At 64.4% G+C, this 14,530-nt stretch carries 16 protein-coding genes; 3 read left to right on the top strand and 13 right to left on the bottom strand.

All coding sequences use genetic code 11. From position 1 onward, the window contains the following. Window positions 1-1,168 precede the first annotated feature (1,168 nt). Window positions 1,169-1,783, top strand: a complete 615-nt coding sequence (locus tag IVB31_RS13515; RefSeq protein ID WP_247322832.1) for a cupin — start codon at window positions 1,169-1,171, stop codon at window positions 1,781-1,783. A gap of 83 nt (window positions 1,784-1,866) precedes the next feature. Beyond that, window positions 1,867-2,181 (top strand): low affinity iron permease family protein, encoded by a 315-nt coding sequence (locus tag IVB31_RS13510; RefSeq protein ID WP_247322830.1) that lies wholly within the window; start codon window positions 1,867-1,869, stop codon window positions 2,179-2,181. Between the two features lie 25 nt (window positions 2,182-2,206). Here IVB31_RS13510 and IVB31_RS13505 read toward each other — a convergent pair whose 3' ends face one another. From IVB31_RS13505 to IVB31_RS13495, 3 genes are all read right to left on the bottom strand, one after another. Beyond that, a complete protein-coding gene (locus IVB31_RS13505) occupies window positions 2,207-2,458 on the bottom strand; it encodes a helix-turn-helix domain-containing protein (protein ID WP_247322829.1) in 252 nt (83 codons plus the stop codon). Window positions 2,459-2,520: 62 nt separating this feature from the next. Then, window positions 2,521-2,907 (bottom strand): cyclic nucleotide-binding domain-containing protein, encoded by a 387-nt coding sequence (locus IVB31_RS13500; RefSeq protein WP_247322828.1) that lies wholly within the window; start codon window positions 2,905-2,907, stop codon window positions 2,521-2,523. Window positions 2,908-2,925: 18 nt separating this feature from the next. Continuing rightward, a complete protein-coding gene (locus IVB31_RS13495; RefSeq protein WP_247322827.1) occupies window positions 2,926-3,147 on the bottom strand; it encodes a hypothetical protein in 222 nt (73 codons plus the stop codon). Between the two features lie 171 nt (window positions 3,148-3,318). Here IVB31_RS13495 and IVB31_RS13490 point away from each other — a divergent pair, with 171 nt between their 5' ends. Further along, on the top strand, window positions 3,319-4,056 hold the full coding sequence (locus IVB31_RS13490) for a Crp/Fnr family transcriptional regulator (RefSeq protein ID WP_247322826.1): 738 nt from the start codon (window positions 3,319-3,321) through the stop codon (window positions 4,054-4,056). Window positions 4,057-4,113: 57 nt separating this feature from the next. On the opposite strand, the gene IVB31_RS13485 is transcribed toward IVB31_RS13490, so the two are convergent. From IVB31_RS13485 to lptF, 10 genes are all read right to left on the bottom strand, one after another. After that, complete coding sequence (locus tag IVB31_RS13485; protein ID WP_247322825.1) at window positions 4,114-4,839, bottom strand: Crp/Fnr family transcriptional regulator; 726 nt, start codon at window positions 4,837-4,839, stop codon at window positions 4,114-4,116. A gap of 323 nt (window positions 4,840-5,162) precedes the next feature. Further along, window positions 5,163-5,399 carry a hypothetical protein gene (locus tag IVB31_RS13480; protein WP_247322822.1) on the bottom strand — a complete coding sequence of 79 codons (237 nt, stop codon included), beginning with the start codon at window positions 5,397-5,399 and terminating at the stop codon, window positions 5,163-5,165. 75 nt (window positions 5,400-5,474) lie between these two features. Further along, on the bottom strand, window positions 5,475-5,636 hold the full coding sequence (locus IVB31_RS13475; protein WP_247322820.1) for a Flp family type IVb pilin: 162 nt from the start codon (window positions 5,634-5,636) through the stop codon (window positions 5,475-5,477). A gap of 164 nt (window positions 5,637-5,800) precedes the next feature. After that, window positions 5,801-6,859 carry an alcohol dehydrogenase gene (locus IVB31_RS13470; protein WP_247322818.1) on the bottom strand — a complete coding sequence of 353 codons (1,059 nt, stop codon included), beginning with the start codon at window positions 6,857-6,859 and terminating at the stop codon, window positions 5,801-5,803. Between the two features lie 22 nt (window positions 6,860-6,881). Further along, window positions 6,882-7,739: a 16S rRNA (adenine(1518)-N(6)/adenine(1519)-N(6))-dimethyltransferase RsmA gene (gene rsmA / locus IVB31_RS13465; RefSeq protein ID WP_247322817.1), complete on the bottom strand. Its 858-nt coding sequence runs from the start codon at window positions 7,737-7,739 to the stop codon at window positions 6,882-6,884. Then, window positions 7,736-8,764: a 4-hydroxythreonine-4-phosphate dehydrogenase PdxA gene (gene pdxA / locus IVB31_RS13460; RefSeq protein ID WP_247322816.1), complete on the bottom strand. Its 1,029-nt coding sequence runs from the start codon at window positions 8,762-8,764 to the stop codon at window positions 7,736-7,738. Before pdxA ends, rsmA begins: the two co-directional genes overlap by 4 nt. Beyond that, entirely contained in the window at window positions 8,764-9,690 is a 927-nt protein-coding gene (locus IVB31_RS13455; RefSeq protein WP_247322815.1) for a SurA N-terminal domain-containing protein, read from the bottom strand. The genes pdxA and IVB31_RS13455 overlap by 1 nt, the downstream gene beginning before the upstream one ends. A 69-nt stretch (window positions 9,691-9,759) precedes the next feature. Next, window positions 9,760-12,246 carry an LPS-assembly protein LptD gene (locus tag IVB31_RS13450; protein WP_247322813.1) on the bottom strand — a complete coding sequence of 829 codons (2,487 nt, stop codon included), beginning with the start codon at window positions 12,244-12,246 and terminating at the stop codon, window positions 9,760-9,762. Beyond that, window positions 12,246-13,343 (bottom strand): LPS export ABC transporter permease LptG, encoded by a 1,098-nt coding sequence (lptG, locus tag IVB31_RS13445; RefSeq protein WP_247322811.1) that lies wholly within the window; start codon window positions 13,341-13,343, stop codon window positions 12,246-12,248. Before lptG ends, IVB31_RS13450 begins: the two co-directional genes overlap by 1 nt. After that, a complete protein-coding gene (lptF, locus tag IVB31_RS13440; RefSeq protein ID WP_247322808.1) occupies window positions 13,340-14,509 on the bottom strand; it encodes an LPS export ABC transporter permease LptF in 1,170 nt (389 codons plus the stop codon). Before lptF ends, lptG begins: the two co-directional genes overlap by 4 nt. Between the last annotated feature and the right edge of the window lie 21 nt (window positions 14,510-14,530).

The following is a 14,530-nucleotide window of genomic DNA, read 5'->3' as shown; positions in this document are numbered from 1 at the left end:
CACATCACCGCAGGACTTGACGCACAGACCCCGGGCGTCAGGACCACACGACTTCTCCGTCCGCGGACGGGTTTGCCGGATCGCCGGGGGATCGCGTGTGCTCACCCTCCGACACCCGACAATCCCGCTCTTCAGCGCCGTGTCGTCCGCGTCGTGTGAGAACTCACGGTTGCCCGCCCTGTCACCACACGGATCGCGCCGGCGCTGCCGCGTCCACCGCCACCCGGCCCGCATATCGTGACGGTCGCGAACGCCCCTTTGGCAGGGCCAGGATGAGGAGGGTATGCCATAAATCCGAAATTCGGAAAAGTAAAATGTTTTTGCGCGAAGGGGTTGACGGGGTATGTTGCCCGACGGGTCGCGGACAGTTGCATCGTCCTGCAGCCGTCATTCCCGGGCGCGCGTAACCGCTGGCCAGAACTTCATTCCGCAGTAGACCATGTGGACACGGCGGCAGCCGAACCAGCTCGAGTGAATGGAGGACTACGATGAATCCGATCGCAAGGCTGGCGGTGAAAGGTTGTGACATGTGTCGGCGTTGGCCCCGCGTTGGCGGCGGCAAACAAGCAGAGCCAAAAATTTGCCTGGCCACAGGACAATCGGTTCACCTGCCGCGGTGCGCTGTCCGAAGACCAGGGGGGTCTGATGCTTGCGCCGGATCAGGACATGCTCACACGGTGTGATGCCGATATCGACGACAAGGACGGAAGCTTTGTCTTGAACGTCTGTAAATTGGGAGATCGGTGTGAGATCAAAGGGACCATCAGGGGCACGGGACCTTTGGCTGGGTCGAGATAAATTCGATCGTCCGGCCGATCTCGTCGAGATGAATTGCCGAGAAGGTCTATTTGCGGAGCCGCGCGAGCGTCACTGCAAGAAGCCCCAACGCGGCGCTGATGAGACCTACTATTGCGTATGATTGCGCCAAGAGGCCTGTCTGAATGAAAACACTGCACGCAAGGACGATGCAAATGGCGGCGAGGAACAGGCAGGCACAACCTATCACGATTGACAGATAACGGATCACGGAGGCGACTCGTCGCGCGGGTGATGCAGGCTCGCTCATGCAGGTTACAACGGCAACGGGGGATGCCGGGTTCCTCCACCCCGTTCCACCTTGAGAAACTTATCAACTCGGCCGTCGTTGGATTGCGGCCGAGGAGACGCCATGCCGATCAAGGACCAGGTCAAGAATTTCGCGAAGAAGCTGGTGGAGAACCGTCCCGACGCGGCAACGCTGCGGGCACTTGTGCGGACCCGGCAGCCGCGGGTTATCCATTTCCAGGACGACGGCATCGTGCCGAACAACCCGCGTTTTCCCGTGCTGGTCTATCGCGGCGCGGTGAACCTGAAGACCCGGCGTTTTGCCCCGGAGGTCATCGTCGACACGTTGTTCGACAGCAATGGCTGGGGCCGGTCATGGCGCGATACTGTCTACGACTTTGTCCATTATCATTCGCAGATCCACGAAGTGATGGGCGTGGCACGCGGCACGGCCAGGATCGAGTGCGGCGGGATCAGGGGCCGGATCGTGAGCGTGAAAGCCGGAGACGTTCTGGTCCTTCCCGCGGGCACCGGACACCGGCTGATCGAAGCTAGCCGGGACTTCCTGGTTGTCGGAGCCTACCCGCAGGAGGGGACGTACGACGAGTGCACGGACACAAGAGAACGTCCTGACGCCGTCAAGCGCATCGCCAAGGTTCGCAAGCCCAAGACAGACCCCGTCGTCGGAGCCAGCGGCCCGCTGCTCAAATCATGGCAGGGGAAACCATCGCGGTCGTGAAGCACTGAGTATCGATCCGCGCAAGCCTTGTGCGGGTTGGCCGTTGGAACGCCCGCGCGCCCCGCGAGTTGCCGCGGATGTCTATGGCCGATCCAAAAGGCTGGCTTACCGAGATCGGCGTCGCCACGTCGCGGCCCGCCGCGTTTGTTGTCTACGTGGTCTATTGCATCGCCTGGATCACTTTGGGTAACGGGCTCGAGTGGCACTCGTTCGCGACACTGGCGACATGGGGCATGACCCTGGTGATCCAGCGGGCCGAGCACCGCGACACTCAGGCCATCCACGCCAAACTCGACGAGCTGCTCAAGGCCAGCGGCCGGGGCGATCAGATGAAGGTCGATGACGAGGAAGCCGAAGAGGTCGAGGCGCAGCGGGAGGAGATTCGACGGAGCGGGTAGCGCATCGAGCTCACCGCCGCCGCGGTCAGGTCAGATAGTCCGGCGTAAAATCGGCGAGGTCGCGGAGCTCGTCGGGTTGCAGCAACTCGATCTCGCCGCCCTCCCATGCGATCAATCGGCGATGCCTGAGTTCCTGGATGGTGCGGTTGACGTGGACGATCGACAATCCGCAGGCATCGGCGACGTGCCGCTGTGTCATCGGCATCTGGAAGCAGCCATCCTTGACGAGGCCCACGGCCTCCAGCCTTGCAGCAAGCTCGCAGATCAGATGCGCCACCTTGGGCAGCGCCGTCTGCGCGCCGAGGCGCGCGATCCATTGCCGCGAGATCGCCGCGTCGATCAGCGTCTCGCGCCAGAACTCGCGGATAGATGGATGGAGCCGTCGAGAAGCTGCTTGAGCTGGCCATGCGCGACATAGCCGACGGTGGTCGGCCCGAGACTGACGAGGTCCGCATCCATCGGTGAGATCAGCAGCGTGTGCAGGCACGGCATGTCGCCGGGAATGTGGAATGAGAGGATCTGGCGGCGGTCGCCAACGATGCGGGCCTGGTAGAGGAAGCCGCTGACGACGAAGACGCAGTGTGAGGCGGCTTCGCCCTGGCGCAGCACGATATCGGCGTCCGCGACGTGGCGCCGCGTAGACGGAACGGCCGCGATCTGCCGGCGCTCGCCGTCGGACACGTCTGCGATCGATTGCAGACGTTCGATGAACTTCGGATGGGGCATGGGCTACACGAGTGCGCTTCAGTCCTCCCGCGGGATTTCGACGAAACGCCGCGAGAGTTTTGGGATGGTCCGGCCGGAGACGGGCAGGGCGCGGAACTCGCGGATGGCGCGGGCCAGTTCCTGATCCGACATCGGCCGGACCGGCTCGTTCGGCGGATCCTTGAGTAAGGCCTCGCCGATGCCGTCGAGGTGCGCGCTCGGAGACGATGCGAACACGCGGCGGATGCACTCGAGGATCATCTTAGGGCTCATGAGAAGCAGGCTCGGTCCGCGCGACGGGGGATGGGCGTTGATGCGATCCGGTGCCGTGGCAAACCGGTTAGCAACCAGTGCGTCCGACTCGCGTTCTAGTCCGCTGGACCCGAGCCGGACGTATCACTTGATAGAACCGGCATGATTTTTGGCGGCGGCATGGAAAAAGCCCACGACGTGCTGATCCGGAACCTTTGTGAGCACACGGCGCTCGCGCCGGAGGAGATCGCCGAGATCCGTTCGCTCACCTTTACGCAGCGCGATTTCGCGCCCAACGAGAACTTCGTCCACCAGGGCGACGAGCCGGAACATTCGGCGCTGGTCGTCTCCGGCATGGTGGCGCGCTACCACCTGCTCGGCAGCGGGCGGCGGCAATATCTCGCGTTCCATCTCTCCGGCGACCTGCCGGACTCTCAAAGCCTGTTCATCGACCAGATGGATCATGGGCTGAGTGCGCTGGGGCAAGCCTCGGTGGCCTTCATTCCGCATCGCGAATTGTTCGCCGCGTTCCGGCGGCGGCCCAATTTTGCGTTGGCCGTCTGGCGCGAGACGCTGCTCGACGCCTCGATTTTTCGCGAGGCCATCACCAACAACAGCGCCCGGCCGATGCCGGCGCGCATGGCGCATCTGTTCTGCGAGCTGTTCTACCGCGCGCGCGCCGCGCAACTCGTCCGCAGCAATCGCTGCCGTTTGCCGATCAGTCTTGCGCAACTCGGCGAGACGCTGGGCATGGCGATCGCGACGGTGAACCGGACGCTCGCCGACCTCAGGCAAAGCGGGACAATGGACTTGCGCGATAGCGAGCTGATCGTCCTGAAATGGCGCGAATTGCAGCGGCTTGGAGACTTCACGCCGGCCTATCTACACCTCAAGCGTCAGTCGCCGCCACGATTGTAAGGCGGCATTATTGTTCGAGCATGATCGTTTCGGAAAACCGCTGCACACTTTTCCGGATCACGCTCCAGCCGTCGGCAGATGCCGCCCGCCCAGAACCTCATCAAAATGCTTCTTCACCCAATCGTTGCAACGGCAGGCTCTGGCTTCGAGCGCGGGCGCATCGAGGATCAGGATGGCGCCGCGGCGGGTCGCGAGGATCCGCCTCGCCTTGAACATCTGGATGACGCGGCTGGCATAGCTGCGGGACACGCCGAGCATGCCGGCGAGCTGCTCGTGGGTGAGAGGAATCTCGGGGTTGCCGATGTGCTCCTGCGCGGAGATGATCCACTTGGCGGCGCGCTGCTCGATCGAATGCGCGGCATTGCAGGCCGCGGCCTGGAGTAGCTGCGCGAACTGACAGTCGGCATAGCGCGAGAACATTTGCTGGAGCGTGGCCGACCTCTGCTGGACCTGCTCAAGCGCGCGTAGCGGCAGCCGCACCAGACTGCCGCCGAGCTTCACGACGATGCGGGAATAGGCGAGTGAGGCGCTGCGGCCGGCGCCAATGCCCACCGCGCCCTCGCGCCCCACCAGCAGGCTTTCCACCTCGCGATCGTCCTCGACCGGCACGGCGAACGACACCAGCGTGGGGCCGCAGGGAAAATGGACCGCGACCACCTCGTCCCCGGCGTGATGCAAAGTGTGACCCGCCTCGAGCTCGACCGGCTGGAGGTGAGGCGCGAGCAGTTCGAAATCCAGATGGCTGAGCCGCTGGAGAAGATCGTTCTGGGGCCGACCGGTCACGTGTCTTGCTCTGGCCGGGAATCGGCACCGGCCCGAACCCTACGTTTCCGCTGCGGAACCGACGGTTCCAAAGTGCACACAAGGCCCTTATCCACGTTGAAAAGTTGGCCTTTCAGCCTGCGGAATTCCGGAAGTGGACGGGGCCGCACCGCGCCGTATGCCGAACTCTCACGAGCTCTGTACAGGAGTGCACATAGCCGGTGCGCGGATCGGCGTAGCGTTGTCGTCGCCGAGCGCTGCACCCGTGCGCTTTGCCCGACGGACCGCCGGCCTTTACCTGTACGCCGCCGGGCCGGCGGCCCCGAGGGCGGCGGCGACGTTCATCACCCGAAGCGTGCTTCGCAGTCGTGCGCGGGCCGGGTTTTTTCCGCGTGCGCGCGGTAGGCGTCGATCGCCCTGTTGGCGAGCATCAACTGCCGGCGTTCGCCGGTCCTGAGCTGGGCTTCGATGGCGTCCAGAAGGACGTTCGCGCTCTCGTCCGGAGGGCCGAGCTCTCCGCTCTGCTCCAGGAAGCTCCACGCGATGAAGAATGCGCTTTCGACGGTGCAACGAATGGACATGGGCTGCCAACGCAGCCCGGGCGCCGACGTTCCGCGCGCAGGGCGAAGTGCCGCGAACGCGCGCGCGTGCCCGCGTTACTTCAATGAGGTGTTGATCGAGGTGAACTTCTTGTTCAGCGTCGAGCCGAGGTTGTTGACGACGGCGATGATCGCAAGCGCGATGCCGGCGGCGATCAGGCCGTACTCGATCGCGGTGGCGCCGGTTTCGTCGGCCAGGAAGCGGCGAATGGTCTGCATGGTCCTACCGGAATTGCAAAGGGGGCTGGCGAGGACTGTAATCCCCAGGAAGCGGGTTCCCCAATCCGGAACCGAGCTTTGCGTCAATTTCGAGTTAATCAGGTGATCGAAGCGGGCGGCTCCGCCGCCACACAAATCGCGGTTTTGTACGGGAATTCCGCGCTTCAGTTCTTCAGGACGATGCGGCCGACGACCTTGCCCGCGCGAAGCTGGTCGATCCATGTCTGGACCTCGCCCATCGGCTCCTCGCGCATCGGCGTCGGCTTGATCTTGCCGGCGCGGGCGAGCGCCATCAGCTCGTGGGCCTCGGTGAGCGTGCCGACCATGAACCCTTCGATGGTCATGCGCTTGTAGACCCACTGCACCATCGGCAGCGTGAACTGGCCACCCATCAGGCCGGAGACCACGATCTTGCCGCCACGTGCGGCGACGGCGACCGCGAAGGCCATGGACTTCTCGTTGCCGGCGAAATCGACGATCTCGTCGAAGCCGCCCTCGGTCTCCTTGAGGATGCGTCGGATGACTTCCGGTTCGGCCGGATCGTAGGCCACCGCTGCGCCGTTGTTCAGCGCGGTCTCGCGCGCGGCGCTGCTGAGGTCGGCAACCGTGATCGGCTGCTTGAACATGGCCTGCGCGAACGACAGGCCCATCATGCCGACACCACCGAGACCGATCAGCAGCAAATTGCGCTGGCGGGGACGGTCGACCAGGCGCTTGAGCGCGCCGTAGGCGGTGACGCCGGAGCACATCAGCGTCGCGGCCTGGTTGACGGGCAGCGGATCGTAATCGAGCAGATATTTCGCGTCCGGCACCAGCACGTGGGTGGCGAAGCCGCCGTCGATGGAGACGCCGAGGAAACGCTGCTTGGCGCAGAGATTCTCATCGCCATTGGCGCAGTCGCGGCACTGGCCGCAGCCGATCCACGGAAACACCGCCTTCTTGGCTCCGACGAGGCCGGCGGGCACGTCCGGGCCGACTTCGTCGACCACGCCCGCGATCTCGTGGCCGAGCGTGAAGGGCAGCGTCATGCCGCGCGTGGTGTCGAGCTTCCTGCCGCCGCCGAGATCGGCATAGCCATCCTGGATGTGCAGGTCGGAGTGGCAGAGGCCGCAGCGCTCGATGCGCACCAGCACCTCGCGCGCCTGCGGTTTTGGCGTGTCGACGATGGTCTCGCACAGCGGCGCATCGAACTTGACCAGGGACTGCCGACGCATCAACGCCATATTCTTTCCTCCGGAATTCCTGTTATTCAGCTTGCTTTCGTATATCCGCCAATTCACGCGCCATGGCAACAAAGCCGGAAATCGGAACGGTCTCCGCGCGCCGCGTCGCGTCGACGCCGGCCGCTTGCGCAAGCCGCGCGGGATCGGCGCCCAGCGATTTCAGGCTCTGGCGCAGCATCTTGCGGCGCTGGCCGAAGGCGGCGGCTGCGACCTGTTCGAGCAGCTTGCGATCGCAGGGCAGTGGTTCTGCGCGCGGCACAAGGCGCACGACGGAGGAGGTGACCTTCGGCGGCGGCACGAAGGCGGACGGCGCAATGTCGAACAGGATCTTGGTCTCACAGCGCCAATTGGCGAGCACGCCGAGCCGGCCAAAGGCCTCCTCGTCCTCGCGCGCGACGATGCGCTCGCCGACCTCGCGCTGGAACATCAGGACCATCATGTCGTACCAGGGCGGCCAGGGTTCGGTGGTGAGCCAGCCGATCAGAAGCTGGGTCGCGATGTTGTAGGGCAGGTTGGCGACGATTTTTGCCCGTTCGCCTGAGAGCAGCGGGCGCGGATCGAAGGTCATGGCATCGCCATGCACGATCTCGAGACGGCCGGGATAGCGCGCGGAAATATCCTCCAGCGCAGGGATCGCGCGCTCGTCATGCTCGATGGCGATGACGCGCCGGGCGCCGAGCGCGAGCAACGCGCGCGTCAGCCCGCCCGGGCCGGGGCCGATCTCGACGATGGTGGAGTCCTCGAGCGGAGCCGCCGCACGCGCGATGCGCGCGGTGAGATTGAGGTCGAGGAGGAAGTTTTGGCCGAGCGATTTGCGCGCCGACAAAGCGTGTTGGCGTATGACCTCGCGAAGCGGCGGGAGGTCGTCGATCGCGCTCATGGGATTTTCGCGGCCGCCATCCGGCTCGCAAGCTTCAACGCGGCGATCAGGCTTGCCGGATTGGCCTTGGCCGTGCCGGCGATGTCGAAGGCGGTGCCGTGATCGGGCGAGGTGCGGATGAAGGGCAGGCCGAGCGTGACGTTGACCGCGTCGTCGAAGGCCACCGTCTTGATCGGGATCAGCGCCTGGTCGTGGTACATGCAGACGGCGCAGTCGTAGCTGTTGCGCGCGGCTTCGTGAAACATGGTGTCGGCAGGGAGTGGTCCCTTTGCCTCGATGCCGTCGCTGCGCAACGCCTTGAGCGCTGGCGCGATCACGGTCTGCTCCTCATGGCCGAGCGAGCCGTCCTCGCCCGCGTGCGGATTGAGGCCGGAGATCGCGATGCGCGGCCTGTCGATGCCGAAGCGGGATTTGAGCTCGGTTGCGACGATGCGCACGGTCGAGACGATCAGCTCGCTGCTGAGCTGGGCCAGCGCATCGCGCAAGGAGACGTGAATGGTCACGGGCACCACGGCGAGCCGCGGCGACCACAGCATCATCACCGGCTGCGGCACGCGGCCGTCCTCGGCCGCAAGCTCGGCGAGGAATTCGGTGTGGCCGGGATGGCGGAAGCCCGCGCGATAGAGCACGCTCTTGGCGATCGGATTGGTGACGACGGCTCTGGCGCGGCCTTCGCGGACGTCAGTGACCGCCTGGCGGATCGAGGCGAGCGCGGCCGGTGCGCTCGATGCATCGGGCCTACCGGGCTCGGCGCTTGCACGCTCGCCGGTCGCAACCACCGGCAGGGCCTCGGCGAAGACGGATTCGGCCTCGCCGGCATCGACTTCGGCGATCCTGACGTCGGCGCCGAGCGCTTTCGCCCGGCTGGCCATCAGCGCCGCGTCGCCGAGCAGATAGAAGGCGGGCAGGTCGAGCTCGCGGCGCCTCAGCCAGGCTGCGATGGTGATGTCGGGGCCGATGCCGGCAGGCTCTCCCAGGGTCAGGGCGAGGGGCTTGGCCGAGTGCTTGATGGTCGGCCTGGCCATCAGCGGTTGCGATATTCGATCATCGCTGCCTTGCGGAGCTCTTCGAGATAGGTCTTCTGGGTCTTCTCGTACTTCTCCTGATACATCTTCTCGCGGACCTCGCGCTTCTTCGGCGTGTCGATCATGGTCGGCTTGCGCGAGCACAGCACCACCATCTCGATGCCCGCCTTGGTCGCCTCGGGCGCGGTCAGGTGGCCGATCGCGGTGTCGTCGAGCACCTTGCGCAGCGCTTCGGGCAGCTCTGCCGTGGTCTTGGTGACGGCGTCGCGGATGGTGGCGTTCGGCGTGGAGCGAAATAAGGAATTGGCTTCTTCGCAGCTTCCGACGCGCGCGCGGTATTGCTCGGCTTCCTTTTTTCGCGTCTCCAGGAACGCCGGTGACGAGCCGCGCGGCACGATCAGAACGATCGGCTGCATCTTGTATTCGGTGCCCTCGATCTGGAGCTTCTCGCTGCCGCCTTCCCGCACCTTGTCGGCGACGTCCTTCTCGCCGACCATCAGCTTCTCCTTGAAGCGGCCGCGCACGAGGCTGGTCCAGACCATCTCGGCTTTCATGCGGGTCTTCAGGGTCTCGGGGCGGACGCCCTTGGTCTCGAGCGATTTGGTGAGCTGGTCCGGCGAGATGCGCATGCGCTGCGCCATGCCTTCGTAGGACTGGTTGATGTCGGAGACACCGGGATCGACGCCGTATTTCTTGCCTTCCTTCATCTTCACCCTGTCGTCGATCAGCTCGTTGATGACCTCCTGACGGGCGGGCGTCTTCTGCGTCGTCAGCTGGTCGAGCTTGGAGCGCTGCTCAATGTCGAAATCGGTGATCGGATCGCCGTTGACCATCACGACGATGTTCTGCGCCCGCGCCGGCATGCCGGCCAGGAGCAGGACGAAGAGGACGAGGAGGAGGCGGAAGCCAGGCAATGGGGTCGTCATATTTGTCGCTCGCATGTCAGCCCCGGTGAACCTGCGATCGGGAACACGCGGCCGGCACCTTCAAACCGTTCACTGGAGGCCGCCGCCGGAACTGCTGGTCGTCGCCGTGTTCGCCAGCGTACGCAGGCCGATCTGGAACATGATCGCGTGGTTCAGCACGGGCGGCGCCGAGCCCGCGGAATAGCTATACGCAGTTACGTAGTTCAAGCCGAGCACAAAACAATCGTCGACGTAGCCGGCACCGAGCACATACTGGTTGATCTTGTTGGCCTCCAGGTCCCAGCGCGCCGAGCCTGTCACCACCCAATTGGCTGCGACCTTGATCGAGCCTGAGGTCAGGATGCCCTCGCGGCGCGTCAGATAGCCGAGTTCCGGCTGCGGCGCGTAATTGCCGTACATCATGCTGATCGACCAGCGGTTGAAGTTGGCGCGGCCTTCCGCCTCGAAGCGCTGGATGTTCCAGGTCTGCTCGTCCATGCGGGAGCGGACGCTGAACGTATAGGTGCTGTTGGGCGAGTAGGCGGCGCTCGCCACATAATCGGAGCGCGGCTTTTGCAGGCCGGAATCCAGGCCGGTGTTGATGGAATCCTGGACCGCGAAAGAGTTCATGCCGAACAGCTGGTAGGACTGGCCGAACAGCACCTTGACGGCGCCACCCCTGTCGAATTGCGTGGTGGACTGCACGCCGACATTGGCGCGGCCGCCGCCCTCGACGCGGTCGTAGCCGGAGAACTTGTCGACGCTGAACAGGTTCGATGCGTCGAACACCATGCTCTGCGCGTCCTCGTTGGGGAACTTGCCGGCATAGGTCTCGTTCGGCCGGATGATGATCTGCGCGATCGGCTCGACGGTGGTCGAGCCCCAAGGCTGAATGTTGATGAAGGGATAGCGGTATTCGAGGCCGACGGTCGGCATCAGGCGCAACGCCTGGGTGTCGCCGACGGGCAGGTAGTTCGACACGCCCGGCTGGTTCGAGATCGAGGAATTGATCGCGTCGGCGCGCAGAATGGCGAACGGCGTCCAGATCTCACCGAAGGGATCGGTGAAGGACTTGCGCCACTGCGCTTCGGCGCTCAGGCGGGTGTAGGTGCCGGGGAAGCCGCGCAGCAGGCACTGCGACGGCGTGCGCGCGAGCGGATCGGCCGACGCCGTCGCGCACAGGCTGTTGGTGTTGGCGAGCGTCGTGATCGGATCGAACACCGCGGTATCACGCGACAGGTTCACGAAATTGGTCTTGTAGCTGAACTCGCCGCCGAACACCGGATAGTTCAGCACGTTCGAATAGTCGATCACGGGGTAGACGACCGGCACCTGGCTCTGGTTGCCCGAGTAACTCAGCCAGTACATCGTGCGCGCGTCGAAGAAGCTGCGATTGCCGACACCGGTCAGATAGAGCTGCGAGATCGCATCCGTCGGCAGGTACAGGAACGATCCCAGCGGATCGCGATATTGCGATAACCGATAGTCCGAGAAGAAATAATAGTCGGACATCAGGACGCCTTCCCACCCCCAGACCCATTTGTCGTTCAGTGCGAACTGACCTTTGGTATCGACGGCGCCCCGGAACTGCTTGTCGCCGGGCTGGCCGGCAAGCGCGCTGCGGTCGAGCTGGTCGATACCGTAGACGCGGATCTGATAGGCGCCGTCCATCAGGCGCTGGCGGAATTCGGCCTGGAACAGCACGCCCTGCTTGGACGTGATGCGCGGGTTGAAGGTGGCGTCCATGTCGGGCGCGATCGCCCAGTAGAACGGAACCTCGACGCCGTAACCGAACGGCGTGTTCGACGTAAAGCCCGGCATCAGGAAGCCGGTCTTGCGCTTCACTGTCGGATCGGGCGTCGAGAAATAGGGCATGTAGGCGATCGGCACGCCGAAGAATTCGAGCTGCGCCGTCTCGAAATAGAGCATCTTCTCCTGCTGGTCGTGGATGATGCGCGCACCCTTGACCTGCCATAGCGGCGGCTTCTTCGGATCGTCCTTGCACGGCGCGCAGGCCGTGTAGACGCCGTTCTCGAACACCGTGTAGTTGCCGCTGGAGCGGTCGGCGCGGCTCGCGGCCATGCGGGTCTGGTCCGCCGTGTCCACGCGCAGCGAATCGACGAAGCCGTCACGGTAGTCGTCGGAGAGATCCATGATCTCGGCATAGGTGATCTTGCCGTCGGCATCCGTCATGCGGATGTTGCCTTCGGCATGGAGCCGCTTGGTCTTCTGGTCGTAGATGACCTTGTCGGCCTCGACGCTGGTGCCGTTGTAGAACAGCTGGACGTTGCCGACCGCGGAGACGCGCGAATTGTTGTAGTCGTAATCGACCTCGGTCGCCTGAACCAGCATCTGGTTGTCGTTGGCGGCCTTCGGCGGCTTCGGACGCGGCGGCAGCGGATTGTAGGTGTACTGCGCCGAGGCCGGCGCCACGGCTGCGACGTCGATCAGGCCGCCAAGCGAGGCAGCCGCGACGACAGCGAGCAGGAACCTGCGGACGGACAAGCCGCACCCGTTCGCGCGCACCAATGTGCGTCGCGTCAAACGAGACACGAGTCCGCGGTGGACGGCCGTCACTATCCGTCCTCCTGATACAGCAAGGCCAAAAAGCCGGTGAGGCCGCCCACCACCACGGGCAACCACGCCGCAGCGATCGGATGCATCAACTCAGCCTTGCTCAAATCTTCAGTCACTTTCGACAAAACGTAGAGCAGAAAGCCTGCGCCCACGCCACTCAAAACCATCTTCTGCACGCCGCCCATCCGGAAGAAGCGCAACGACACGGAGGCCGCGAGCATCACCATGGCCGCCAGCAAAAACGGCTGCGCCAGAAGCTTCTGATACTGGAGTCGGTATCCGGCTGTCGCGAAGCCCGAGCTTTCGGACGAACGGATGTAGCTCGGTAGTTGCCAAAAGGACACAGTCTCGGGTGTGGAAAAGCTGTTGCGGATCTGCGCCTCGGTCAGCGTGGTTGGAATTTCCAAAACGGCCTGGTCGACGGGCGGCGAATCCAGCGAGAAACGGCGCACGTCCCTGAACCACCAACGGCCGAGCGAGAGCGTCGCCTCGCGCGCCTCGACCCGCTCCTTGAAGTGCTGCTCTGTGTCAAACCGGAACAGCGTCAGTCCCGTGAGTCGGATGCCCTGCTGCTCGCTGCGCGCCGCGTTGATGATCGTCTCGCCGTCGCTGGTCTTCTGGTTGAGCCAGAATCCGGTGGCGTCCTGGATGCCGCCGCCGGGCGCCGAGCCGAACAGCTCGGCCTCCATGCGCTTGGAGAGCTCGCGCAGATTGGCCGACATCGGATTGTAGGCAACGGTGGCGATCACGCCGATCAGGAGCGCGCTGCCCAGCGCCGGCGAGATGAATTGCCATGCGGAGACCCCGGCGGCGCGCGCGACCACGAGCTCGAGCCGGCGGGAGAGGGCGAGATAGCAGGTCATGGCGCCGATCAGCATGCAGAACGGCGTCAGCTTCTCGAGGAGCTGCGGCACGCGGAACAGCGAGGTCTCGGCCACCATGACCGCGGAGGCGGATGCAAGGCCTGAGGTCTTGCGCACCATCTCGATGTAATCGACCAGTACCAGCAGCAGGAAAATGCTGGCGAACACGCCAAGTGCTGCGACAACGAAACGGCCGGCGAAATAGCGCCCGAGTGTGTTGGTGAGCATGCTCATGCGGCGGCCGGCCGTCCGAACAGGCGCGCGATGCGCGCGTTCGACCTGTTGATGGCCTCCATGAGGCGAGCCGGCGGTTCGACCACGAGGCCGCCAATGATGATTGCGAGCCCCATGCCGATGGCACCAATGACCATCGCATATTGGACCAGCACCGCGGCCGGCGATTTCACGGCCATCACCGAGCAAGCGAAGCCAGCCATGCGCAGGCCGAACACTGCCAAGATCGAGGAGCCGATCGAGAAATTGCGGCTCTGGCGGGTGGTGCGAGGCGCACCCAGGAACGCGAAGGTCAGCACGGCAAAGGCGAACGGATAGATCGGCGCCAACAGGCTGTCATGCAAGGCCGAGCGGAACTGGCCGGGAATCTGCTTGTAGACGGGGTCGTCCTCGGACGGCGAGAGCAGCTCCCAGAGATAACGCTCACGGATGCCGAGGGTGACGTCGCGGCCCTGGCCCGAGAACTTCGACATGTCGAAGCCATAACGGCCGAACGCCACCAGCGCGGGATCGCGCTTGCCGGCCTCGAAGCGCTGGAGATTGCCGGTCTCCAGCACCAGGAACGATCCGGTCTCGTTCTTCACGACTTCGCCGTGCTCGGCGACGATCGAGACGCGCTCGTTCGGATCGCGACGATCGTCGATGAAGATGCCGGCGAGGATGCCGCCGGGCTGGCGCTCGCGAATCCGGATCGTCAGGTTCTTGTCGAGCTGGGCGAAGCGGCCGGGCTGGAGGATGTTGGTGAGCACGTCGGCGGTGATCTCGGCGTCCCACTGCTTGATCCGCCGCATGCCGTCCGGGGCGAGATAGGCCGCGATGAAGGCGACCAGCAGCGCCACCACGCAGGTGGCGTAGAAGAACGGATAGAACAGCCGGAACGGCGAGAAGCCGGCGGCATTCATCACGATGATCTCGGAATCGGTCGCGAGCTTGTTCAGCGTGTGCGAGATCGCGATCATCAGCGCGATCGGCGAGATGATCAGCACCAGGGCTGGCACGACGAGACTGGTGATGCCGAGGAAGGTCAGAATGGTCTGACCCTGGCTCGTCATCAGGTCGATGCCGCGCAACGCCTGCGTAATCCAGATCACGCCCGTGAGGCTGACCAGGACCAGCGCAAACGACGCGAGCGTCGTGCGGAAGATATACCTATCAATTGACCCCATGCGCTACCGCACGAATCCCAC

The sequence above is a fragment of the Bradyrhizobium sp. 21 genome, assembly GCF_023073335.1.
Classification (GTDB): domain Bacteria; phylum Pseudomonadota; class Alphaproteobacteria; order Rhizobiales; family Xanthobacteraceae; genus Bradyrhizobium.
Note: the sequence above shows the minus strand (reverse complement) of the source record. Positions and strands in the feature narration are given on the sequence as shown.